Below are 22,532 nucleotides of genomic sequence, written 5' to 3'. Positions count from 1 at the left end.
CAGCGCGGAAACGGCCGGTTCTTAGTGTCCGGCCATGCGGCTTACCTCACACGAGCAGGAACGGCTGCTCATCCACGTCGCCGCCGGGGTGGCGCGCGAGCGCCGGGCCAGGGGCCTGCGGCTCAACCATCCCGAGGCGACCGCCCTCATCGCGTCGTTCCTCATGGAGGGCGCCAGGGACGGGCGTACCGTGGCCGAGCTCATGGAGGCCGGCCGGTCGGTGCTCGGCCGGGCCGACGTCATGGAGGGCGTGCCCGAGATGCTGGAGAGCGTGCAGATCGAGGCCACGTTCCCCGACGGCACCAAGCTCGTCACCGTCCACAGGCCGATCCCGTGATCCCCGGCGAGTACGCCCACCCCGAGGGCGCCGTCGCGCTCAACCCCGGCCGCGAGCGGGTCACGCTGCGCGTGGTCAACACGGCCGACCGCCCGGTCCAGGTGGGCTCCCACTACCACTTCGCCGCCGCCAACCCCGGGCTGGAGTTCGACAGGAAGGCGGCGTGGGGCCTGCGGCTGGACGTGCCGGCGGGCACCGCGGTCAGGTTCGAGCCGGGCGTCGAGCGCGAGGTCACGCTCGTGCCGCTGGCCGGCCGCCGGATCGTCCCCGGCCTGCGCCCGGAGTGGGCGGGGCCGCTCGATGGCTGAGATCTCCCGCGCCCGCTACGCGGCCCTGTACGGCCCCACGACCGGCGACCGGGTCCGGCTGGCCGACACCGACCTGTTCATCGAGGTCACCGACGACCTGTCGATCGGCCCGGACGGAGCCGGCGACGAGGCGGTGTTCGGCGGCGGCAAGGTCATCCGCGAGTCCATGGGGCAGGCCCGCGCCACCCGCGCCGAGGGCGCCATGGACCTGGTCGTCACCGGCGCGGTCATCCTCGACCACTGGGGCGTGGTCAAGGCCGACGTCGGCATCCGCGACGGCCGGATCCACGGCATCGGCAAGGCCGGCAACCCCGACACCATGAACGGCGTGGACCTGGTCATCGGCCCGTCCACCGAGATCCTGGCCGGCAACGGCAAGATCCTCACCGCCGGGGCCGTCGACTCGCACGTCCACCTGATCTGCCCGCAGCTCCTCGACGAGGCCATCGGGTCCGGTGTCACCACGGTCGTCGGGGGCGGCACCGGGCCCGTCGAGGGCACCAAGGCCACCACCGTGACCGGAACCTGGTATCTCGGCCGCATGCTGGAGTCGCTCGACGCCTACCCGCTGAACTTCGCGCTGCTCGGCAAGGGCAACACGGTCAGCTCCGAGGGCCTGCTGGAGCAGCTCCGCGCCGGGGCCTCGGGCTTCAAGCTGCACGAGGACTGGGGGTCCACGCCGGCCGCCATCGACGCCTGCCTGGGCGTGGCCGACGCCTGCGGCGTGCAGGTGACGATCCACACCGACACGCTGAACGAGGCCGGGTTCGTCGAGTCGACGCTCAAGGCCGTCGGCGGGCGGATGATCCACGCGTACCACACCGAGGGGGCGGGCGGCGGCCACGCGCCGGACATCATCCGCGTCGCCGCCCACCCCAACGTGCTGCCCTCCTCCACCAACCCCACCCGGCCGCACACCGTCAACACGCTCGACGAGCACCTCGACATGCTGATGGTCTGCCACCACCTCAACCCGTCCATCCCGGAGGACCTCGCCTTCGCCGAGTCCCGCATCCGGCCCACGACGATGGCCGCCGAGGACGTCCTGCACGACCTGGGCGCCATCTCGATGATCGGCTCGGACTCGCAGGCCATGGGCCGCATCGGCGAGACGATCATCCGGACGTGGCAGACCGCGCACGTGATGAAGGCCCGGCGCGGCGCGCTCGGCGGCGACGGCCCGGCCGACAACCTGCGGGCCCGCCGCTACGTCGCGAAGTACACCATCTGCCCGGCCGTCGCGCACGGCCTGGACGGCGAGGTCGGCTCGGTCGAGCGCGGCAAGCTCGCCGACCTCGTCCTGTGGGACCCGGCGTTCTTCGGCGTCAAGCCGGACCTGGTGCTGAAGGGCGGCGTGGTGGCGTGGGCGCAGATGGGCGACGCCAACGCCTCCATCCCGACGCCGCAGCCGGTGCTGCCCCGGCCCATGTTCGGCGCCTCGCCGGTCACCGCGGCGGCCACCTCGCTGCACTTCGTCGCGCCGGCGGCGCTGGAGGCCGGCCTGGCCGACCGGCTGGCCGTGCGGCGGCGGCTGGCGCCGGTCGCGGACGTGCGGCGGCGCGGCAAGTCCGCCATGCCGCTCAACGACGCGCTGCCCAGGATCGAGGTGGCTCCCGACACGTTCGAGGTGCGGGTGGACGGCGAGGTGATCGAGCCGGCACCGGCGACCAGCCTGCCCATGGCCCAACGGTACTTCCTGTTCTGATGACACCCCCCGACCCGACGAGCCCCGGCCTGGGGAGTCCCGGGCTGCTGCTGCTCGCCGACTCCCGGCTGCCGGCCGGCGGGCACGCGCACTCGGGCGGTGCCGAGCGGGCGATCGCGTCGGGGGCGGTGCACGACGTGCCGTCCCTCGACCGGTTCCTGCGGGGACGCCTCCGCACGGCAGGCGCCCTCGCCGCCACCCTGACCGCCGCCGCCCATCACGCCGCCACCCACCATGCCACCGCTCACCACGCCGCCGGGGGCGGCGCCTCCTGGGCGGCCCTGGACGCGGAGGCCGACGCGCGCACCGCCTCCCCGGCCCAGCGGGAGGCGTCCAGGACGCAGGGCCGGCTCCTGCTCCGGGTCGCCCGCCGCGTGTGGCCGTCCCCGGTGCTGGACGGGCCGGCCCGGGAGACGCCGAGCCCGCATCACCCGATCGCGCTCGGCGCGGCGGCCCACGCCGCGGGGGCGACGGCCGGGGAGGCGGCGCTGGCGGCGGCCTACCACGCGGTCACCGGCCCCGCCACGGCGGCGGTCCGCCTGCTCGGCCTGGACCCGGTCGCCGTACACGCCCTCCTGGCCGCCCTCGCCCCCGACCTCGCCGCGGTGGCCGCCCGCGCCGCCGAGCAGGCCGCCCGCGCCGCCGAGGCGGGCGACTGGGCGGGGTTGCCGGCGTACTCGGCGCCGGCCCTGGACCTGCTCGCCGAGCAGCACGCCCGCGCCGGGACCCGGCTGTTCGTTTCCTGAGAGTTCCTGAAATTTCCCAAGGAGAAGGAGCACCATCATGGGCGCCGTCCACGACGACCACCACCACGCACCCGACGCCCACGGCCGGGCGCTGCGCCTCGGCGTGGGCGGCCCCGTGGGCAGCGGCAAGACGGCCCTGGTGGCCGCGCTGTGCCGCACCCTCGGCCCGGAGATGTCCCTGGGCGTGGTGACCAACGACATCTACACCACCGAGGACGCCGACTTCCTGCGCCGCGCGGGCGTGCTCGACCCCGAGCGCATCCTGGCCGTCGAGACCGGCTGCTGCCCGCACACCGCCATCCGCGACGACATCGCCGCCAACCTCGACGCCGTCGAGACCCTGGAGCACCGCTTCGGCCCGCTCGACCTGGTGATCGTGGAGAGCGGCGGCGACAACCTGACGGCCACGTTCAGCCGCGGCCTGGCCGACCGGCAGATCTTCGTCCTGGACGTGTCGGGCGGCGACAAGGTGCCGCGCAAGGGCGGTCCCGGCGTCACCACCGCCGATCTGCTGGTGATCAACAAGACCGACCTGGCTCCGCTGGTGGGCGCCGACCTCGGCGTGATGGACCGCGACGCGGCGGCGGTGCGCGGCGAGCGGCCGGTCCTGTTCACCTCGATCCGCGAGCAGCCCTCGGCCGCCGCCGTCGCGGCCTGGGTGGGCGAGCAGGTAACCGCCTGGTCGCGCGACCGCGCGACCTCCGTCTCGTGACACCGGCCCGCGACTCCGGGCGGGCGAGCACCGGGCGGGCAAGCACCGAACGGACGAGCACCGAACGGACGAGCACCGAACGGGCGAGCACCATGCAGGCGAGCACCATGCGGGCCAGCGCCGCCGTGGCGACGGCCCTCGGGCCGGACGGGCGCACGCTGCTGCGCCGCCTGGCCTCGGCGCCGCCGCTGACGCTGCGCCAGACCGGCCCGCACGCCGTCCACCTCGTCTCGACGGCGGCCGGCCCGCTCGGCGGCGACCGCCTGGCCCTGGACCTGGACCTGGCCCCCCGCACCACGCTGGAGCTGGGATCGGTGGCCGCCACGCTGGTCCTGCCCGGCGCGGGCGAGTCGGAGCTGCTGGTGACGGCCCGGGTCGGCGCGGGCGCGCGGCTGCGCTTCGTTCCCGGGCCGACCGTGCTCGCCGCCGGCTGCGCGCACCGGCTGACCGTGCGCCTGGCGCTGGAGCCGGGGGCGGAGGTGGTGTGGCGCGAGGAGATCGTGCTGGGCCGGCACGGCGAGCGGCCCGGCCGCTGCCACACCCGCTTCGACGCCACCCTCGCCGACCGCCCGCTGCTGCGGCAGGAGCTCACGATCGGCGATCCCGAGCTGGACGGCTCCCCCGCGGTCCTGGCCGGGGCGCGCTGCGTGGGCACCACGTTCCTGACGGCCACCGCCGGGGAGCCGCTGGTGGCCGACGGGGTCGCGGTGCTGCCGCTGGCGGCGTCCGGCACGCTGGTGTCGGCTCTCGCCGCGGACGCCGTGGAGCTGCGCGCCCGCCTGGAGTGGGGCGAGCGGGCGGTGTCCGGATACGGTGACGACACCGTCGCGAGCCGTGGCCGCGCGGCCGCTCCCGGCATACGCTGATCGGGTGGACCCGCAGCCCGTCCGTGCCGCCCGTGGCTACCCGCTGGCCGTGACCGCCGTCGCCGCGCTCCTGGTGTTCTGCGCGATCCTGCCCTGGTCGGGCGTCGAGGCCAGGGTCGGCCTGTTCGGCGCCGGGATCTCGGGCGACGTGCGCGGCATCGACGACGGGCTGGGCGTGTACGCGCTGCTGGCCGGGCTGGCGGCGCTGGCCTGTGGGCTGGCCGGGCTGCTGGCCCATCCGCGGCTGGCCGCCCTGGCCGTGCTGCCCGGCGGGGTGGCCGTGGCCGTCACGCTGATGTTCCAGCTCCAGGGGTCCGGCCTGCGCGACCGGGTCTCGGTGCATCTCGGCGTGCTGTCGGTCACGCCGGTGACCAGGGCCGGCTGGTTCGCGGCGCTGGCCTGCGCGCTCGTGCTGGTGATCCTCGGGCTGCTCGCGTTGTTCCGGCGCGCCCGGCCGTGACCGGCCCGCAGGGCCGCGCCGTGACCGGGACGCAGGGCCCGGCCGTGACCTGCCCGCGGGGCCGTCAGTCGTAGAAGCCGAGGCGGCGCAGCTGCTTGGGGTCGCGCTGCCAGTCCTTGGCGACGCTGATGCGCAGGTCGAGGTAGACGCGGGTGCCGAGCAGCGCCTCGATCTGCTTGCGGGCCTTGGTGCCCACCTCGCGCAGCCGCTCTCCCTTGTGCCCGATGACGATGGCCTTCTGCGAGGGCCGCTCGACGAACATGTGGGCGTAGATGTCGAGCAGGTCGTCGCGGCCCTCGCGGGGCACCATCTCGTCCACGACCACGGCGATCGAGTGCGGCAGCTCGTCGCGCACGCCCTCCAGCGCCGCCTCCCTGATCAGCTCGCCGACCAGCACCTGCTCGGGCTCGTCGGTGAGCTGACCGTCCTCGTACAGGGGCGGCGAGTCCGGCAGGTGCCCGATCAGCACGTCGGCCACCACGTCGAGCTGCTCGCCGGACTGCGCGGAGACCGGCACCACGTCGGCGAACTCCGCGATCCGCGACACCGCCAGCAGCTGCTCGGCGATCTGCTCGCGCGTGGCCAGGTCGCACTTGGTGACCACGGCCACCACCGGCGTCTTCTTCACCGCCGACAGCTTCTCGGCGATGAACCGGTCGCCCTTGCCGATCGGCTCGTTGGCCGGCACGCAGAAGCCGATCACGTCGACCTCGGTCAGCGTGGACAGCACCAGGCTGTCCAGCCGCTCGCCGAGGAGGGTGCGCGGGCGGTGCAGGCCGGGGGTGTCCACGATGACGAGCTGGGCGTCCGGGCGGTGCACGATGCCCCTGATGGCCCGGCGGGTGGTCTGCGGCTTGGACGAGGTGATCGCCACCTTCGCACCGACCAGGGCGTTCATCAGCGTGGACTTTCCGACGTTCGGCCTGCCCACGAAGCAGGCGAATCCGGCGCGATGGCTGTCTGGCGAAGTCACCACTGCATTGTGTCCTATCGGCGGGCGTGTTCACGCCACCAGGCGAACGCCTCCGGCGCCACCACCGGGGTCCAGCGCGTGACCTCCATCCCGGCCAGCTCCGCCTCGTCCACCCACCGGCAGTCGGTGATCTCGTCGCCGTCGGGCCGCGCCGTGCCGGAGACCAGCACGCAGGCGTAGCAGGCGACGACGTAGCCGACCTGGTGGCCGTTCGGGTAGAGGGTGCGGAACTCGGGGCCGCCGTAGACGCCGATCAGGCCGCGTACCTCGACCCCGACGCCCAGCTCCTCGCGCAGCTCCCTGACCACGGCGTCCTGCGGGCGCTCGTCGGGGTCGATGCCGCCGCCGGGCGCCGCCCACAGGCCCACGTCGCCGTGCCGGGCCACCAGCAGCCGTCCCGCCCCGTCGAAGACGAACCCGGCCGCCGAGGGCAGCATGAGCAGCTCGCCGCCCACCTTCTCCCGCAGCCTGGCCAGGAACGGGGACATCGGCATGTCAGCTCCGCAACGTGCCGTCGGGGCCGGCCACGAGCAGCGAGGCGACGCCCAGCTCCGCGGCCACGGCGACGTCGTCCGCGCCGGGCTCGCCCTCGGTGACCAGCGCCACCGCCTCCAGGGACGACGCGCCGCTGGAGATCGCCATGGCCACCGCCACCTGCACCGCCGAGAGCGTGAGCGCGGCCAGCTTCACGTTCGTCGCCGCGTACGTGCGGCCGGTCTCGTCGCGCACGGCGGCCCCCTCGGCCGAGCCGTTGCGCGCCCTGGCCGACCGCGCCAAAGTGATGATCTTGCTGTCTTCGGGATCGAGAGTCACGCGCTCTAGATTAGGCGGTGCCCGGATCGCGCGCCGGGCGGGCGGGGGCGGCGCGGCGGGCTCAGGGCTGCGGGGTCAGGGGGTGGCCATCGCGACGGCCGCCTCGACCAGTTGCCGGGTCCGCGCCGCGTCCACATCGTTCATGCCGGTGTGCACCACCGACACCAGGGTGTCCCCCACCCGGGAGAACACCACGTCCATCGCGTACGGATAGCCGTGCAGCCGCCCCCGCAGCCGGGCCCCCACGGCCCCCTCGGCGGCGGCCTCGGCCGGCAGCTCGCCCAGCCGCAGGTCCGTGCCCGACGAGGTCCGCACCGCCCGGCACTCCTCCCGCGCCCTGGCCAGCGCGTCGAGATGCTCCCCGGCCTCCTCGCCCGCGTAGCGCGCCAGCCCGACCCCGGCCTGCTCCCCCAGCTCGTCGCCCAGGTAGCTGACCGCCGCCTGCGCGGTGAGCGCCTGGCCGGGCGCGTGCCCGCCGGCCGGCTCCAGCAACGCCCGGCAGCTGGGCCGGGCCGAGCCGAACGGCATCCGCCACGCCTGGTCGGGCCGGGCGGTGAACCCGTCGGGCAGGCGCGGCTCCTTGCTGAGCACCTCGCGCAGCTGGGCCACGGCGCCCGGGTCGATGAAGCTCTCCGCACCCCGCCCACCGCATCCGATCGGCACGCCGGCCAGCAGCGCCAGAGCGATGATCATCCGTCTTCGTCTCATGATTACCCCGCCGCGGAGCCTCCCCCGGCGCGTCCCATGAAGATCCCGCCGACACGCAAAAAGGGTGCCCCCATCCGCTCTTCCTCCGGACGGGAACACCCTTTACGCCGACCAGCGCCTCAGCCGGTGAACCGGCCGGGACGCCGTCGTCCCCCCGGGGATCATCCTTCCGCCGCGAACCCCACCCGGCGTCGGGATGCCTCCCCCTCAGACACCCACCGCACTGGATGTCGTGCTTCGAGAGTGCCGGAACGTGCTTGCAGAAGACTTGTAGAACGCTTGCCGGCCGCCGGTCACTCCTGGCCGGCGCCCGCCGCGACCGACTCCTCGTCCTCCTCGGAAGGGGCGACGCGGCGGACCACGACCGTGCTGATGCGGTTGCGCCGGCCCGCCAGCGTCTCCGCCGTCAGCGACAGCCCGGCCACCTCCGCCTGCGAGCCGGCGATCGGCACCCGGCCGAGGGCGTGGGCCAGCAGCCCGCCCACGGTCTCCACGTCGTCGACCTCGATCTCGGTGTCGAACAGCTCGGCCAGCTCGTCCACCGGCATCCGCGCGGTCACCCGCAGCGCGCCGCCGGGGACGCGCTCCACGCGGGGGGCCTCCTGGTCGTACTCGTCGGTGATCTCGCCGACGATCTCCTCCAGGACGTCCTCGATGGTGACCAGGCCGGCCGTGCCGCCGTACTCGTCGATGACGATGGCGATGTGGATCTGCCGGGCCTGCATCTCCCGCATGAGCTGGTCGATGGGCTTGCTCTCGGGCACGTACGCGGCCGGCCGCATGATCGTCTCGACCGGCTCCTTGCCGCCGCCCTCGCCCGACTCGTGGATCTTGCGGGCGATGTCCTTGAGGTAGGCCATGCCGACGACGTCGTCCTCGTTCTCGCCCACCACCGGGATGCGGGAGAACCCGCTGCGCAGCGCCAGCGACAGCGCCTGGCTGATGGTCTTGCCGCGCTCGATGTAGACCATGTCGGTGCGCGGCACCATGACCTCGCGCACCAGCGTGTCACCCAGCTCGAAGACCGAGTGGATCATCTCGCGCTCGTCGGGCTCGATCACCCGGCGCTCCTCGGCCAGGTCGACCAGGTCACGCAGCTCGGCCTCGGAGGTGAACGGGCCGTCGCGGAAGCCCTTGCCGGGGGTCAGCGCGTTGCCGAGCAGGATGAGCAGCTTGGGCAGCGGGCCGAAGATGCGGGTGAGCCCGTAGACCACCGGGGCCCCCGCCAGCGCGACCGGCTCGGCGTGCTGGCGGCCCAGCGTGCGGGGCATGACCCCGACCACCACGTAGCTGATCACGATCATCACGACCGCGGCCCAGACGTAGGCCCAGCCCTGGTCGTGCATGAGGTCGATGAACAGCAGCGTGGCGATGACCGTGGCCACCAGCTCGCAGCTCAGCCGCAGCAGCAGGAGCAGGTTGAGGTAGCGCGGCGGGTCGGTCACGATCGCCTGCAACCGCGACGCCCCCCGCCGCCCCTCGCGGACGAACTCCTCGGCCCGCACCCGCGAGATGCGGGTCAGCGCGGTCTCCGCACTGGCGATCAGGCCACCGATGACCACGAGCGCGACGGCCGAGAGCAACCAGGGCACGTTCACCGCGGGTTGCGCACCTCCTGCCACGACTCAAGGAGCCGGGCCTGGAGCCCGAACATCTCCTTGTGCTCCTCCGGCTCGGCGTGGTCGTAGCCGAGCAGGTGGAGGATGCCGTGCGTGCACAGCAGCTCCAGCTCGTCCGCCGTGCCGTGGCCGGCCTCCTCGGCCTGCCGGGCGGCGACCTGCGGGCACAGCACGACGTCGCCGAGGAGCGCCGGGTCGGCCGGGCTCTCGGAGTCGCCGCGCGCGCCGCCGCCGGGGCGCAGCTCGTCCATCGGGAAGGCCAGCACGTCGGTCGGACCGGGCTCGCCCATCCACTTCTCGTGCAGCTCGGCCATCGCGTCCTCGTCCACCACGACGATGGACAGCTCGGCGAGCGGGTTGATGCCCATCTCGCCGAGCACGTGGGCGGCCAGCGCGACCAGGCTCTCCTCGTCGACGCCCACGCCGGACTCGTTGTTGATCTCGATGCTCATGACCGGCGCTTCCCCCGCTGGATGGCCTTGGGCTCCTGGGCGGCCCGCGAGGCGTCGTAACGCCCGTAGGCGTCGACGATCTCGCTCACCAGCTTGTGGCGGACGACGTCGGCGCTGGACAGGCGGGCGAAGTGGATGTCGGGGATGCCCTCCAGGATCTCCTGGACCACCCGCAGCCCGCTGACCGTGCCCGCGGGCAGGTCGACCTGCGTGACGTCACCGGTCACCACGATCTTGGAGTTGAACCCCAGCCGGGTGAGGAACATCTTCATCTGCTCGGCCGAGGAGTTCTGTGCCTCGTCGAGGATGATGAACGCGTCGTTGAGCGTGTTGTGGGTCAGCAGGAAGTCTTCGGTCACGTAGAGCGAGTCCTCCGCCGCCACCTGGATGCACACGCATTCGGCGGTGCCGCGCGGCTCGATCCGGTCCACGTAGCGCATCGGGCTCCCGCCGCCGTGAGCACGGTAGACCTCCGCCTTGCGTGACAGCCTGAACGGCTCGACGCCCTCGGGCAGCCGGATGTCCAGGACGTACGAGTCGTAGCGGTGACGGACCCGCCGCCCTCGTGCCGGCCCCGGCCCGCGCCCTCGCGCGGGGCGGGTACGCCAGGAGGCGACACCGCCGAAGGACTGCACCAGGGTGACCACGTCGTCACGCAACCGCGGTGACACGGTGGAGAACTGGACGCGGCACGAGCGGCCCTCCTGCACGACGAGCCCGCCGTCGGAGTCGAGCAGCCCCTGGAGCACCGCGAGCCTGATCTCCGGTGTGTTGCGGAGATAGACCTCAGGGACGAACTTGGCAGCCGGACCGCGGCCCGACAGGCCGAGCCGGCGCATCGCGTCGCTGACCGGGCCGGCCGTCCGCATGCTCTCACCGGGCTGCCGCACGCGGTCGAGCACGTGGTCGGGGCCGCCCCCCGACCGCGGCCGGACGCCGGGCAGCGCGTGCTCGAACCGCTCGGCGAGCTCGGCGTCGTCGGCCGCGAGGCCCGGCGTGGTCGTCCCGGTGACGCACCCGTCGCCCAGGAGCAGGCCGAGCGCGTACGGGTCGAGCGGGACGGGCCGTTCGGGGAAGCGGACCGGCGCGGTCAGCAGCGGCAGCTCCCACTTGTGGTGGTGAGCGGTCCGCAGGTCGCCGATCAGCTCTTTGGTCTCCAGCACCCGCCACGGCTTGCCCTGGCGGGCGTCGTCGCGGGAGCGGACGGTCCAGAGGTGATCCTCCGAGGCGAGCACGGAGGAACCGTCCTGGCCGAAGATCCGGTAGATCTTCTTCTCACCCTGCGGGTAGACGCCCAGCACCGGGGTCGGCTCGCCGTTGGAGCCGATGACGAGGTCACCGACCTCGAGGTCGCCGATGGAGCGCCAGCCGCCCGGGGTCAGCACGCCGGTGTCCACCGGCTGCGCCCGGCCACGCATGTAGGCCAGCGGGGCGACCTCGATGGTGCCGGCGGCCATCAGCTTCGGGATCGAGTCGGGGTCGACCATGTCGTGCAGCGCGTCGTAGAGCGGCCGCAGGTAGGGGTCGATCTTCTCGTAGAGCGTGCCGGGCAGGAAGCCCAGCCGCTCGCCCGCCTCGACCGCCGGGCGGGTCAGGATGATGCGGTTGACCCGCTTCTCCTGCAGCGCCCGCACGGCCTTGGCCATGGCCAGGTAGGTCTTGCCGGTGCCGGCCGGGCCGATGCCGAACACGACCGTGTGCTGGTCGATGGCGTCGACGTAGCGTTTCTGGTTGACGGTCTTCGGACGGATGGTGCGGCCGCGCGAGGACAGGATGTCGAGGGACAACACCTCGGCGGGGCGCTCGGAGGTCATGCGGAGCATGGCGATGCTGCGCTCGACCGCGTCGGGGGTGAGCTCGCCGCCGCTGCGCAGCACCTCGACGAGCTCTTCGAACAGGCGCACGACGGCGCCGCTCTCGTCGGGGCTGCCGGTGACGGTGATCTCGTTGCCCCGGACGTGGATGTCGGCCTTGAAGGCGCCCTCGATGACACGTAGCAGCTCGTCGCGGGAGCCGAGGAGGCTGACCATCGGGTATTCGTCCGGAATCAGCACCTTGGCTTGTGTGCGCGAGGGAGGTGCCGTTCTTCGGGATTCGTGTAGTTCGGACATGGGCAGGCCCGTGGCCTGATGCCTCCCGGTCTCTTTCGGTGTTCTTCTCCGTCCATCGTATCCGGGGCCAGGCGGATTGCTCGCGTCAATATCACCCCACAGGTCCCGCGCGCCACCGGAAGGGCCTATCCGGGCGGCCAGGTGAGGTCGCGGCCGCCCAGGACGTGGGCGTGCGTGTGGAACACGGTCTGCCCGGCGGCGGGGCCGGTGTTGAAGACCACCCGGTAGCCGCTCTCGGCCACCTGGTCGAGCACGGCCACGGCGTGCGCGGCCTTGAGCACCTCGTCAGCCAGCCCGTCGTCGGCCTCGGCCAGCGCCGCCGCGTCGGCGTGGTGCTCCTTGGGAATGACGAGGACGTGGGTCGGAGCCTTGGGATCGATGTCACGGAAGGCCAGGGTCCTGCCGGTTTCGTAGACGATCTCGGCGGGAATCTCCTTGGCGACGATTTTGCAGAAGAGGCAGTCCTTCACAGGATCACCCTACCGAGCCGCTTCCCGGCTGCCCGTCCGTTGCGAATCGGTAATCGGCGGTGTCGTGCGCGGGAAGATCAACTTGGTTAGGGTGAGTGTGCGACACTTCAACAAAAAAGACGATTCAGGGTCGGGCGAGCGCCACCTGGCGAGGACACGACTGGGTAATGCACCCTAAGGAACCGGGGAAACCTCAAGAACCGGAAGAGCGTAAACCCTCTGGGAAGGCCGCGCGTCCCACTGATGTGACCACCGAAACCCTTCTGGCCGACAGGTCGATGGGGGCGGTGCCGGTCGAGTGGGATGCCGACATGGCCGTTACCGCGCTCTACAGCGCGCACTTTCGGGCATTGGTGCGTCTCGCTGTGTTGCTGGTGCGCGACATCGCGACCGCCGAGGAGGTCGTGCAGGACGCGTTCGTCGCCATCCACGGCGCCTGGCGCAGGCTGCGCGACCCCGACAAAGCACTCGCCTACCTCCGCCAGTCCGTCGTCAACCGCTCGCGGTCCGTGCTGCGCCATCGCGCGGTCGTCGAGAAGTACGCACCCAAGGGCCTGCCCGACGCGCCCAGCGCCGAGAACGGCGCGATCGGCGAGCTGGAACGGTCCGCCGTCATCGAGGCGTTACGAGCTTTGCCGACTCGGCAGAGGGAGGCACTGGTCCTACGGTATTACGGTGATCTGTCCGAAGCCGAGATCGCCCACGCCATGGGCATCAGCAAGGGCGCGGTCAAGAGCCACACCGCCCGTGGCATGGCCGCGTTGCGATCCGTCCTGGAGAAAATGTCATGATCCATCCCCCCGACGAGCATGGCGACCTCCTGCGCCGTGCGCTCCGCGCGGAGGCGGACGCGGTCGTGCCCTCTCCGGACGGCCTGGAGATCATCCGCGCCCGGATCGAGCGGCGCGGCGTCCGTAACCTGTTCTGGTGGCGTGCCGGAGCGGCCGCCGCCAGCGCCGTGCTGGTGGCGGGCACGATCGTGATGGTCGTGCCCGAGCTGCGCTCGCAGGTCATCAACGAGGGCCCCGCCCAGGTGGTGGACGACGAGTCCACCCTGCGGGTGCCGTCCAACTCCTCCACCACCCGCTCCCAGCAGCCGCCACCGCCGGTGCCGACCACCGGCCCCACCTCCGGGCCCAATCCGGCCGTCGTGCCGCCCGAGACCCGCTCCCCCTCGCCGGGCAGGCCCGTCAGGACCGCCGACTCCACGAGCCGGCCGACGCCGGGCCGTCCGGTCGCCTCGACCAGCTGCCCGTCGGCGGCCGAGCAGGCCGAGGCGCGCGACGACTGCCCGACCCTCTCGCCCACGCCGACCTCCACGGAGACGGACCCGACCCTTCGGCCGTCAGGGTGCCCGGCCGAGGAGTGCCCGCCCGACGACGCCACCGTGGGCACGCCCGACATCGCCACCCCGCTCCTGGACACCGGCGGCACCACCCCCTGAGCCCGGCTCACCACCGGCCGGTACGCGCGAGCAGCACCGCGGCCGCCGCCACCCCCGCCGTGGACGTCCGCAGGACCGTCGGCCCCAGCAGCACCGGCAGCGCCCCGGCCGCCCGGAACCGGTCCAGCTCCTCCTCCGAGACGCCGCCCTCCGGCCCGACGACCATCACGATGTCGCCCGCCGCGGGCAGCCCGACGCCCGACAGCGGCTCGGCCGCCTCCTCGTGCAGCACCAGCGCCAACGCCGCTCCGGCCAGCAGTTTCTCCACCCGCGCGGTGGTGGCCGGCTCGGCGACCTCGGGCAGGTGGAAGCGGCGGGCCTGCTTGCCCGCCTCGCGGGCGGTCGAGCGCCAGCGGTGCAGCCCCTTGGCGACCTTGTCGCCCTTCCACTGGGTGATGCTGCGCGCGGCCTGCCAGGGCACGATCACGTCCACGCCGGCCTCGGTCATCATCTCGACGGCCAGCTCGCCCCGGTCGCCCTTGGGCAGGGCCTGGACGACGGTCAGGCGCGGCCGCGGCGCCGCCACCTCGTAGCGGCGCAGCACGTCCAGGCGGAGGGCGTCCTTGAACGCCTCGCGCACGACGCACTCGGCGACCCGGCCGGCGCCGTCGGTGAGATCGGCCCGCTCGCCGGCGCGCAGGCGGCGCACGGAGGCGGCGTGCCGCCCCTCGGGGCCGTCGAGCGTCAGCTCCGGACCGTCGCCCAGCTCGGGGGCGATGAACACCGGAACGCTCACGTCACCTGCCGTTGAAGGCGTCGCGCAGCCGGGAGAAGAAGCCCTGCTGCCCCGGCGCGAACTTGCCCGGCGGCCGCTCCTCGCCCCGCAGCCTGGCCAGCTCGCGCAGCAGCTCCTCCTGCTGGGCGTCGAGGCGGTGGGGGGTCTCGACGTTGACGTGGATGAGCAGGTCGCCCCGGCCGGACTCGTTGAGCCGCTGCACGCCCCGCCCGTACATGGTGATGACCTGGCCGGACTGCGTGCCGGGGCGGACGTCGATCTCCTCGGCGCCGTCGAGGGTCTCCACCGTGAGCACGGTGCCGAGCGCGGCGGCCGTCATCGGGATCTGGACGGTGCAGTGGAGGTCGTCGCCGCGCCGCTCGAAGATCTCGTGGGGCCGCTCGACGATCTCCAGGAACAGGTCTCCGGGCGGGCCGCCGCCGGGGCCGACCTCGCCCTCGCCGGCGAGCTGGATGTGGGTGCCGTCCTCGACGCCCGCGGGGATGCGGACCTTGATGGTGCGGCGGGTGCGGACCCGGCCGTCGCCGGAGCACTCCTGGCAGGGGTGGCGGATGATCGTGCCGAAGCCGCCGCACTGCGGGCACGGCCGCGAGGTCATGACCTGGCCCAGGAACGAGCGGGTGACCTGGGAGATCTCGCCGCGCCCGTTGCACATGTCGCAGGTGTCGGGGTGGGTGCCCGGCGCGGCGCCGGCGCCGTGGCAGACCTCGCACAGCACCGCGGTGTCGACGACCAGCTCGCGGGTGGTGCCGAACGCCGTCTCGCGCAGGTCGAGCTCGACCCGGATGGTGGCGTTGCGGCCGCGGCGGGCCCGCGAGCGGGGGCCCCGGGCGCCGGCGGCCGTGCCGAAGAAGGCGTCCATGATGTCGCTGAACGGGAAACCCGCGCCGAAGCCGCCGGCCCCCGCGCCCGCTCCCGCGCCGCCGCCGAAGGGGTCGCCGCCCAGGTCGTACATCTGGCGCTTGTTCGGGTCGGACAGCACCTCGTAGGCCTGCGTGATCTCCTTGAACCGCTCCTGGGTGGCAGGATCGGGGTTCACGTCGGGGTGCAGCTCGCGGGCGAGCCGGCGGTACGCCTTCTTGATCTCGTCCTGACTCGCGTCACGCCGCACCCCGAGGGTGGCGTAGTAGTCACTGTTTGCCACTTATCGACCTCTTATGATGCAGCCAGGATCTGGCTGACGTAGCGAGCCACCGCGCGCACGGCGCCCATCGTCACGGGATAGTCCATCCTGGTGGGGCCCAGCACACCGAGCCGGGCCAGTTGGTTGTCGCCAGAACCGTATCCGGTCGCGACCACGGATGTGCCCCGCAGGTAGGGGTTTTCCGAGCCGATTCGCACGGTGAGCGCCGACGGGGTGTCGGGTGAGGTGTCGCCGAGCAGCCGCATGAGCACCACCTGCTCCTCCAGGGCCTCCAGCACGTCGCGGAGGCCGACGGAGAAGTCGGCGCCGGCGAGGTTGGCGGCCCCGGCGAAGACGATCTTCTCGTCGTGCCGCTCCACCAGGGTCTCCAGCAGCACCGACAGGATCGTCGCGGCGACCGGCCGGTCTTCGGCGGGCAGCCGGCCGGGCAGGTCGGAGACCAGCTCGGGGACGCTGCTCAGACCGCAGCCGTCGAGACAGGAGTTGAGCACCGCGCGCAGGTGCGCGATGCGGGTGTCCTCCACCGCCTCGGGGAGTTCGATGACCCGCTGCTCGACGCGCCCGGTGTTGGTGATCAGCACCAGCATCACGCGGCGGTCGCTCAGCGGCACCAGCTCGACGTGCCGGACCGTCGAGCGGGTCAGTGTCGGGTATTGGACGACGGCCACCTGCCGGGTGAGCTGCGCGAGCAGCCGCACCGTGCGGGTGACGACGTCGTCCAGGTCGACGGCGCCGGCCAGGAACGTCTCGATCGCCCTGCGCTCGGCGCTCGACAGGGGCTTGATCTGCGAGAGCCGGTCGACGAACAGGCGGTAGCCCTTGTCGGTCGGCACGCGGCCCGCGCTGGTGTGGGGCTGGGTGATGTAGCCCTCCTCCTCCAGCGCGGCCATGTCGTTCCTGATCGTCGCCGGGGAGACCTTCAGATTGTGGCGCTCGGCCAGCGCCTTGGAGCCCACCGGTTCGTTGGTGGACACGTAGTCTTCGACAATGGCGCGGAGCACCGCCAGCTTACGATCGTCGAGCACGTGCTCACCTCCTGCCTCTGCCCTTACCGGGGAACGCGATGCCTAGCACTCTGTGTTCCCGAGTGCCAAGTGTACGGCTCTCGCCCACAAGGTGCGATAACACCGGCTCCCATCCTGCTGCTAGCGACTTACAAGCGGCAGGCTTCACACTTGCGGACATGTCGGACGAAGTTCAGCGCCCGCAGTACGGACCGCCACCCGGGCAGGTTCCGTACCACGGTCAACCCTCACACCCTCCTCAGCCCGGTTACGGCATGCCGCCGCAGCCGTACGAACCGCCGCCTCAGTACGGACAATACGGCCAACAGCCTCATTTCCCACCGCAAATCAATTCCAAAGCCATCAAACCCAGCCTCTGGTGGGTCACCCTGGCCTGGCTCGTCGCGGTGCTCTGCGGCATCGCCGGTGTCGTGCTCTTCGTCGGCGGCATCGTCGGCAGCGTGAACGACCTCGCGCCGACCAGGACGTTCGCGCCCGGCGAGAGCGTCACGGTCGCCGCCGACCCGGCCGACAAGCCGGCCGTCTACATCTCCACCGACACCCCGGTGAACTACACCTGCCAGATCTCCGGCGGCTCCGGCCAGGCCAAGCTGGCCAAGACCACCGGCACCCAGACGGTCACCGTCAACGGCGCGCGCTGGGAGCAGATCCTCGTCGTCAACGCCCCCGCCAAGGGCGACTACACGCTGACCTGCGCCAACCAGGAGTCGGCCACCGTGAGGTACGGCGTGGGCAAGCCGCTGTCCTCGGCCGCGGGCGGGATCGTCGGCGGGACCGCGGCGCTGCTCGGCATCCCCGGCGCGGGCGTCCTCGTCGCGATCGTCGTCACCGTCGTCGTCCTGATGCGCCGCAGCTCGGCACGCAGGCGCCTTGCGGTAGCCGGGTGATTTGCTACGGTCCCCCCTGTGTACGAGGGCGATGTTCTGGCGAGTAACTGGCGGCGGCCCGGCAAGGGCAAGATCCCCAAGGTGCCCGCCGAGCCGGATCTCGTCGTGGAGGACGCCGACAGCGGCTTCTGCGGCGCGGTGGTGGCCTGCGACAAGGAGGCCGTCACGCTGGAGGACCGGTTCGGCAAGCGGCGGCTGTTCCCGCTGGCGCCGGCCGCGTTCCTGCTGGAGGGCAAGCCGGTGACCCTGGTACGCCCCACGGCCCCCGCCCCGTCCGGCCCCCGGCGCAGCGCGTCGGGCTCCATCACCGTGGAGGGGCTGCGGGCCCGGGTGGCCCGGGAGAGCCGCATCTACGTCGAGGGCGTGCACGACGCCGCGCTCGTGGAGAAGATCTGGGGCCACGACCTGCGGGTCGAAGGGGTCGTCGTCGAATACCTGGAGGGCGTGGACCACCTGCCCGCCATCGTGGCGGAGTTCAGCCCCGAACCGGGGCGGCGGCTGGGAGTGCTGGTGGACCACCTCGTCCCGGGCTCGAAGGAGAGCCGGATCGCCGCCGGGATCACCTCGCCCGACGTGCTCGTGGTGGGCCATCCGTTCGTCGACATCTGGCAGGCGGTCAAGCCGTCCGCGCTGCGCATCCCCGCCTGGCCCGAGGTGCCGCGCGGGGTGCCGTGGAAGGAGGGCGTGATCGCCGCCCTGGGCTGGCGCGTGGAGCCGGCCGACGCCTGGCGGCGCATCCTCGGCGCCGTCACGACCTACACCGACCTGGAGCCGGAGCTGCTCGGCCGGGTCGAGCAACTGATCGACTTCGTTACGGAGACACCATGAGCCAGGATCCCCATCAGCCGCCGCCCGACGACGAGGCCACCCGGTACGTCCCGCCGTCGGACGTCCCCCGCAACCAGGGCAGCGGCCCCCAGCAGCCGAGCTACGGCCAGCAGCCCGGCTACGGGCAACAGCCCGGCTCCCAGCCCGGCTACGGCTACGCCCAGCAACCCCCGCCCCAGCCCGGCTACGGCCAGCAGCCCAGTTCCCAGCCCGGTTACGGCTACGGCCAGCAACCCGGCTCCCAGCCCGACTACGGCTACGGCCAGCAACCCCCGCCCCAGCAGGGCTACGGCTACGCCCAGCAGCCCGGCTCGCAGCCAGGTTACGGTTACGGCCAGCAGCCCGGCTCCCAGCCCGGCTACGGCTACGCCCAGCAGCCCGGCTCCCAGCCCGGTTACGGCTACGCCCAGCAGCCCCCGTCCGGTTACGGCCACGGCTACGCGCAGGCCCCCGGCCAGCCGTACGTCCCGGGCCAGTACGGCCCCCGCCCCGGCAGCGACGACACCACGATGGCGATGCTGGCGCACCTCCTCGGCCTGCTCGCCTCATGGATCGGCCCGCTGATCATCTACTTGATGAAGAAGGACCAGGCCCCCTACGTCCGCGACCAGGCGGCGGAGGCGCTCAACTTCCAGATCACGATGTTCATCGGCTACATCGTGGCGGGCGTCCTGACGATCGTGTTCATCGGCGTGCTCCTGCTGCCGGTGATCTGGGTGGTGTCCCTGGTCTTCCACATCCAGGCGGCCGTGGCCGCGAACAAGGGCCAGCGCTACCGCTACCCGCTCTCCATCCGCATGATCACCTGAGCCTGCCCGCCTGGCCGCCCGCCTAGACCAGCAGGTCCCTGACGAGGGCGTCGGCCAGCAGCCGGCCCCGCAGCGTGAGCACCATGCGCCCGGCCCTGAAGTGCTCGGGCTCCAGCAGCCCGCGCGCCAGCGCTCCCGCCACGGCCGGCCGCGCCGCCGGCGCCACCTCGCTCAGGGGGTAGCCGGTGACCAGGCGCAGCTCCAGCATGAGGCGTTCCGCCGCGCGGGCCTCGTCGTCCAGCACCTCGCGGGCGTGGGCGGGCGAGGCGCCGGCGGCCAGGCGCTGGGCGTAGGCGGCGGGGTGCTTGACGTTCCACCAGCGGGTGCCGCCGACGTGGCTGTGCGCGCCCGGGCCGGCGGCCCACCAGTCGCCGCCGGTCCAGTAGAGCAGGTTGTGGCGGCAGCGGGCCTGCTCGGAGACGGCCCAGTTGGAGACCTCGTACCAGCCGAGGCCGGCCTGGGTGAGCAGCTCCTCGGCGACGAGGTAGCGGTCGGCGGCCACGTCGTCGTCCGGCATGGGCAGCTCGCCGCGCCGGACCCTGGCCGCCAGCCGGGTGCCCTCCTCGACGATGAGCGAGTACGCCGACACGTGGTCGGGCCCGGCCTCGATCGCGGCGGCCAGCGAGGCCCGCCAGTCGTCGTCGGACTCGCCCGGCGTGCTGTAGATGAGGTCGAGGTTGACGTGCTCGAACCCGGCCGCCCTGGCCTCCCGTACGGCCGCCGCCGGGCGTCCGGGCGTGTGCTTGCGGTCGAGCACGCGCAGCACGTGCTCGCGCGCGCTCTGCATGCCGAAGCTGATGCGGTTGAAGCCGCCGTGGCGCAGCTTCTCCAGGGAGGAGGGGTCCACGGACTCGGGGTTGGCCTCGGTGGTGACCTCGGCCCCCGGCCGCAGCCCGAACTCGGAGCCGATCGCCGCCAGGATCCGTGCCAGGTCCTCCGGCGGCAGCAGGGTGGGCGTGCCCCCGCCGAAGAACACCGTCTCCACCGGCAGCTCGCGCTCGCCGAGCACGCGCCGGGCCAGGCGGATCTCCTCGACGACCGTGTCGGCGTAGTCGTGGTGCGAGGCGCCCGGGCCCAGCTCGGCGGCGGTGTAGGTGTTGAAGTCGCAGTAGCCGCAGCGGGTCACGCAGAACGGCACGTGGACGTAGAAGCCGAACGGCCGCTCGCCGAGACCGCGCAGGGCGCTGTCGGGCAGCTCGCCCGTGGTGGGCGCGGGGTCGCCGTCGGGCAGGGTGGATGGCACCCCTCCAGTGTGCCGGTCGTCCGGCAGTGCTCCGTCATCGCGGGGCGGCGGGCCGTTGACGCCCTGGGACGCGGGTTCTACCATCGCCTCAACCTACTTATAGGAAAGTTTCTTATAAGTTGAGGCTTCCGGGAGTCCTCGGTGAAGAAGAAGACCCTGATCTCGCTCTCCCTCGCGTTCTTACTCGGCCTCACGGCGCTGTCCGCACCCGCCCAGGCCCAGACCCGCCCCGGTTTCCAACGGGTCGCGTACTTCATCCAATGGGGTGTCTACGGGCGCGACTACCACGTCAAGGACGTGGACACCACGGGCGCCGCCGCCAAGCTCACCCACCTCAACTACGCCTTCGGCTTCGTCAATGCCGAGGGCTCCTGCTACTCCTCCGACCCGTGGGCCGACTGGCAGCGCCCGGTGCCCGCCGAGCAGAGCGTGGACGGCGTGGCCGACGCCCCCGGGCAGGCGCTGAACGGCAACCTCAACCAGCTCCGCAAGCTCAAGGCCAAGCATCCCGGGCTGAAGGTGCTGATCTCGCTGGGCGGCTGGACCGGCTCCGCGCACTTCTCCGACGCCGTCCTCACGGCCGAGTCGCGGGCCAGGCTCGCGCGCTCCTGCATCGACCTGTGGCTGCGCGGCGACCTGCCGGGGCTGGAGCCGGGCGCGGGCGCCGGCGTCTTCGACGGCATCGACCTGGACTGGGAGTGGCCGGGCTCGGCCGGCAACGACGGCAACGTCATCCGCCCCGAGGACAAGCAGAACTTCACGCTGTTCGTCGAGGAGCTGCGGGCGCAGCTCAAGGCGTACGCGGCCGACGCCCAGCTCACCGCCTTCCTGCCCGCCTCGGCCGCCAAGATCGACGCCGGGTTCGAGGTGCGGCGCGTCTTCAAGCAGCTCGACTTCGCCACCGTCCAGGGGTACGACCTGCACGGCACCTGGGAGCCCCGGACCGGCCACAACGGCAACCTCTTCACCGACCGCCGCGACCCCAACCCGGTCAGGTACAGCGTGGACCAGACCGTCCGCGACTACCTGTCGCGGGGCGCGCCCGGCCGCAAGCTCGTCATCGGCGTGCCCGCCTACGGCCAGGGCTGGACCGGCGTCACCGGCGGCGGCGACGGCCTCTACAAGCCCGCCACCGGCCCCGCGCCCGGCAAGTGGGCCCCGGGCAACGAGGACTACAAGGACCTGGTGAACAAGCCCGGCAAGCGTTACCGGGACCTGCTGACCGGCGCCATGTGGCTGTACGACGGCAACGAGTTCTGGTCGTACGACGACCCGGCCGTGCTGGTGCAGAAGGCGGCGTACATCCGGCTCAAGGGGCTGGGCGGCTCCATGATGTGGTCCATCGACCAGGACGACTCCCGGGCGTCCCTCACCTCGGCGCTGTACTCCGTCCTGCGCTGACCCACCCGCCACCCGGCCACGCCGCGCCGTCGCCGCCCGCCCCGGGCCCAGGGCGAGCGGCGGCGGCGTGGGCGTGGACGAGGGCGGGCGTCAGACGGTCAGGGGCTCGGTGGCCTCGCCGGGCTCCAGGAGCCTTTCCGCCAGCTCGTCCCACCGCGCGGCATGCCCGGGTACGGCCAGGATGCGACGCAACGCGTCCCGGTCGCCGTGCCTCGCCAGGAACGAGTCGGCCACCGTCACCCCGGGCCCGGGCCGCGAGACGACCGTCACGCCGTCGCCCGCCCCGAGCTCACCGACCTCGATCACCCGCAGGTACGCCCCGGGCCGCCCCGCCTCGGTGAACCGCTTGAGCCAGCCCGGCTCGTCCATCCAGTTGCGGAACACCACGCACGGCACCCGCGGCCCGGTCACCTCCAGCAGCGCGCTGCCGACCCGCCAGCGCTCCCCGATGACGGCTCCGCCGACGTCGACGCCGATGGTGGTGAGGTTCTCCCCGAACCTCCCGTCGGGCAGCTCCCGCCCGAGCCGGCCCTCCCACCAGTCGTAGTCCTCCCTGGCGTACGCGTACACGGCCTGGTCGGGCGAGCCGTGGTGCTTCTGGTCGGCCCGCTCGTCACCGGCGAGCCCGTTCGGGTGCACCGGCACCCGGTGCTCGACCGGCCGCTTGTGGATCGCGGTCCGCCCCAGCTTGCCGGCCCACTCCGCGACGGCCGTTTTGCCTACGTTCACAGAGGT

At 72.8% G+C, this 22,532-nt stretch carries 25 protein-coding genes and 3 pseudogenes; 13 read left to right on the top strand and 15 right to left on the bottom strand.

Annotation, left to right across the window (positions count from 1 at the left end; all coding sequences use genetic code 11):
• Nucleotides 1–34 precede the first annotated feature (34 nt).
• The 7 genes from AB0H75_RS06485 (at nt 35) to AB0H75_RS06455 (ending at nt 5,134) form a co-directional block, all read left to right on the top strand.
• On the top strand, nt 35–337 hold the full coding sequence (locus AB0H75_RS06485) for an urease subunit gamma (protein ID WP_367791377.1): 303 nt from the start codon (nt 35–37) through the stop codon (nt 335–337).
• A complete protein-coding gene (locus AB0H75_RS06480; protein WP_367791374.1) occupies nt 334–645 on the top strand; it encodes an urease subunit beta in 312 nt (103 codons plus the stop codon). Before AB0H75_RS06485 ends, AB0H75_RS06480 begins: the two co-directional genes overlap by 4 nt.
• A complete protein-coding gene (locus tag AB0H75_RS06475) occupies nt 638–2,350 on the top strand; it encodes an urease subunit alpha (RefSeq protein ID WP_367791371.1) in 1,713 nt (570 codons plus the stop codon). Before AB0H75_RS06480 ends, AB0H75_RS06475 begins: the two co-directional genes overlap by 8 nt.
• Nucleotides 2,350–3,096 carry an urease accessory protein UreF gene (locus tag AB0H75_RS06470; RefSeq protein WP_367791367.1) on the top strand — a complete coding sequence of 249 codons (747 nt, stop codon included), beginning with the start codon at nt 2,350–2,352 and terminating at the stop codon, nt 3,094–3,096. The genes AB0H75_RS06475 and AB0H75_RS06470 overlap by 1 nt, the downstream gene beginning before the upstream one ends.
• A 37-nt stretch (nt 3,097–3,133) precedes the next feature.
• Nucleotides 3,134–3,808, top strand: a complete 675-nt coding sequence (gene ureG / locus AB0H75_RS06465) for an urease accessory protein UreG (RefSeq protein WP_367791364.1) — start codon at nt 3,134–3,136, stop codon at nt 3,806–3,808.
• Nucleotides 3,809–3,900: 92 nt separating this feature from the next.
• The gene (locus tag AB0H75_RS06460) at nt 3,901–4,674 is read left to right on the top strand and encodes an urease accessory protein UreD (protein ID WP_367791361.1); all 774 of its coding nucleotides are present in this window, start codon (nt 3,901–3,903) and stop codon (nt 4,672–4,674) included.
• A gap of 4 nt (nt 4,675–4,678) precedes the next feature.
• Nucleotides 4,679–5,134, top strand: a complete 456-nt coding sequence (locus AB0H75_RS06455) for a hypothetical protein (RefSeq protein ID WP_367791358.1) — start codon at nt 4,679–4,681, stop codon at nt 5,132–5,134.
• A 64-nt stretch (nt 5,135–5,198) separates the two neighbouring features.
• Here the strand turns inward: AB0H75_RS06455 and era are convergent, their stop codons facing one another.
• From era to AB0H75_RS06405, 10 genes and pseudogenes are all read right to left on the bottom strand, one after another.
• Nucleotides 5,199–6,107, bottom strand: coding sequence for a GTPase Era (era, locus tag AB0H75_RS06450; RefSeq protein ID WP_367791355.1), 909 nt, complete (start codon nt 6,105–6,107; stop codon nt 5,199–5,201).
• Between the two features lie 14 nt (nt 6,108–6,121).
• A complete protein-coding gene (locus tag AB0H75_RS06445) occupies nt 6,122–6,601 on the bottom strand; it encodes an NUDIX domain-containing protein (RefSeq protein WP_367791353.1) in 480 nt (159 codons plus the stop codon).
• Nucleotide 6,602: 1 nt separating this feature from the next.
• Complete coding sequence (locus tag AB0H75_RS06440) at nt 6,603–6,920, bottom strand: cytidine deaminase (protein ID WP_367791350.1); 318 nt, start codon at nt 6,918–6,920, stop codon at nt 6,603–6,605.
• A gap of 75 nt (nt 6,921–6,995) precedes the next feature.
• Nucleotides 6,996–7,613 (bottom strand): hypothetical protein, encoded by a 618-nt coding sequence (locus tag AB0H75_RS06435; protein ID WP_367791347.1) that lies wholly within the window; start codon nt 7,611–7,613, stop codon nt 6,996–6,998.
• A gap of 308 nt (nt 7,614–7,921) precedes the next feature.
• A complete protein-coding gene (locus AB0H75_RS06430; protein WP_367791344.1) occupies nt 7,922–9,226 on the bottom strand; it encodes a hemolysin family protein in 1,305 nt (434 codons plus the stop codon).
• Nucleotides 9,223–9,699: an rRNA maturation RNase YbeY gene (gene ybeY / locus AB0H75_RS06425; protein ID WP_367791341.1), complete on the bottom strand. Its 477-nt coding sequence runs from the start codon at nt 9,697–9,699 to the stop codon at nt 9,223–9,225. Before ybeY ends, AB0H75_RS06430 begins: the two co-directional genes overlap by 4 nt.
• Nucleotides 9,696–10,028: pseudogene (locus tag AB0H75_RS06420) on the bottom strand (PhoH family protein); the annotation flags it as partial. The pseudogene AB0H75_RS06420 and the gene ybeY, both read right to left, overlap by 4 nt.
• A gap of 261 nt (nt 10,029–10,289) precedes the next feature.
• Nucleotides 10,290–10,538: pseudogene (locus tag AB0H75_RS06415) on the bottom strand (LAGLIDADG family homing endonuclease); the annotation flags it as partial.
• A 567-nt stretch (nt 10,539–11,105) separates the two neighbouring features.
• Nucleotides 11,106–11,810, bottom strand: a pseudogene (locus AB0H75_RS06410) (PhoH family protein); the annotation flags it as partial.
• Between the two features lie 125 nt (nt 11,811–11,935).
• Nucleotides 11,936–12,280 (bottom strand): histidine triad nucleotide-binding protein, encoded by a 345-nt coding sequence (locus AB0H75_RS06405; RefSeq protein ID WP_367791338.1) that lies wholly within the window; start codon nt 12,278–12,280, stop codon nt 11,936–11,938.
• Between the two features lie 278 nt (nt 12,281–12,558).
• On the opposite strand from AB0H75_RS06405, the gene AB0H75_RS06400 reads away from it, so the two are divergent.
• A complete protein-coding gene (locus AB0H75_RS06400; protein ID WP_367792366.1) occupies nt 12,559–13,071 on the top strand; it encodes a SigE family RNA polymerase sigma factor in 513 nt (170 codons plus the stop codon).
• Nucleotides 13,068–13,724 carry a hypothetical protein gene (locus AB0H75_RS06395; RefSeq protein WP_367791335.1) on the top strand — a complete coding sequence of 219 codons (657 nt, stop codon included), beginning with the start codon at nt 13,068–13,070 and terminating at the stop codon, nt 13,722–13,724. Before AB0H75_RS06400 ends, AB0H75_RS06395 begins: the two co-directional genes overlap by 4 nt.
• Nucleotides 13,725–13,731: 7 nt before the next feature.
• Here AB0H75_RS06395 and AB0H75_RS06390 read toward each other — a convergent pair whose 3' ends face one another.
• The 3 genes from AB0H75_RS06390 to hrcA are packed head-to-tail and all read right to left on the bottom strand — an operon-like array spanning nt 13,732 to nt 16,629.
• Nucleotides 13,732–14,460: a 16S rRNA (uracil(1498)-N(3))-methyltransferase gene (locus AB0H75_RS06390; RefSeq protein ID WP_367791332.1), complete on the bottom strand. Its 729-nt coding sequence runs from the start codon at nt 14,458–14,460 to the stop codon at nt 13,732–13,734.
• Nucleotide 14,461: 1 nt separating this feature from the next.
• Entirely contained in the window at nt 14,462–15,604 is a 1,143-nt protein-coding gene (dnaJ, locus tag AB0H75_RS06385) for a molecular chaperone DnaJ (RefSeq protein ID WP_367791329.1), read from the bottom strand.
• A gap of 11 nt (nt 15,605–15,615) precedes the next feature.
• Complete coding sequence (hrcA, locus tag AB0H75_RS06380; RefSeq protein WP_367791326.1) at nt 15,616–16,629, bottom strand: heat-inducible transcriptional repressor HrcA; 1,014 nt, start codon at nt 16,627–16,629, stop codon at nt 15,616–15,618.
• A 386-nt stretch (nt 16,630–17,015) separates the two neighbouring features.
• Between hrcA and AB0H75_RS06375 the strand changes: the two genes are divergently transcribed.
• From AB0H75_RS06375 to AB0H75_RS06365, 3 genes are read left to right on the top strand one after another with little or no spacing between them, the layout of a single operon-like run.
• Nucleotides 17,016–17,516 (top strand): hypothetical protein, encoded by a 501-nt coding sequence (locus tag AB0H75_RS06375; protein WP_367791323.1) that lies wholly within the window; start codon nt 17,016–17,018, stop codon nt 17,514–17,516.
• 18 nt (nt 17,517–17,534) lie between these two features.
• Complete coding sequence (locus tag AB0H75_RS06370) at nt 17,535–18,344, top strand: DUF3097 domain-containing protein (protein WP_367791320.1); 810 nt, start codon at nt 17,535–17,537, stop codon at nt 18,342–18,344.
• Nucleotides 18,341–19,153 (top strand): DUF4870 domain-containing protein, encoded by an 813-nt coding sequence (locus AB0H75_RS06365; RefSeq protein WP_367791317.1) that lies wholly within the window; start codon nt 18,341–18,343, stop codon nt 19,151–19,153. Before AB0H75_RS06370 ends, AB0H75_RS06365 begins: the two co-directional genes overlap by 4 nt.
• A 22-nt stretch (nt 19,154–19,175) precedes the next feature.
• On the opposite strand, the gene hemW is transcribed toward AB0H75_RS06365, so the two are convergent.
• On the bottom strand, nt 19,176–20,396 hold the full coding sequence (gene hemW, locus AB0H75_RS06360) for a radical SAM family heme chaperone HemW (protein WP_367791314.1): 1,221 nt from the start codon (nt 20,394–20,396) through the stop codon (nt 19,176–19,178).
• 141 nt (nt 20,397–20,537) lie between these two features.
• Here hemW and AB0H75_RS06355 point away from each other — a divergent pair, with 141 nt between their 5' ends.
• The gene (locus tag AB0H75_RS06355; protein ID WP_367791311.1) at nt 20,538–21,797 is read left to right on the top strand and encodes a glycoside hydrolase family 18 protein; all 1,260 of its coding nucleotides are present in this window, start codon (nt 20,538–20,540) and stop codon (nt 21,795–21,797) included.
• A gap of 90 nt (nt 21,798–21,887) precedes the next feature.
• Here AB0H75_RS06355 and AB0H75_RS06350 read toward each other — a convergent pair whose 3' ends face one another.
• Nucleotides 21,888–22,526 (bottom strand): MOSC domain-containing protein, encoded by a 639-nt coding sequence (locus AB0H75_RS06350; RefSeq protein ID WP_367791308.1) that lies wholly within the window; start codon nt 22,524–22,526, stop codon nt 21,888–21,890.
• Nucleotides 22,527–22,532 lie beyond the last annotated feature (6 nt).

The sequence above is a fragment of the Nonomuraea sp. NPDC050783 genome (assembly GCF_040802095.1).
Lineage (GTDB): Bacteria > Actinomycetota > Actinomycetes > Streptosporangiales > Streptosporangiaceae > Nonomuraea.
The sequence above is the reverse complement of the archived record's forward strand: the minus strand, read 5'-3'. Positions and strand labels throughout refer to the sequence as shown.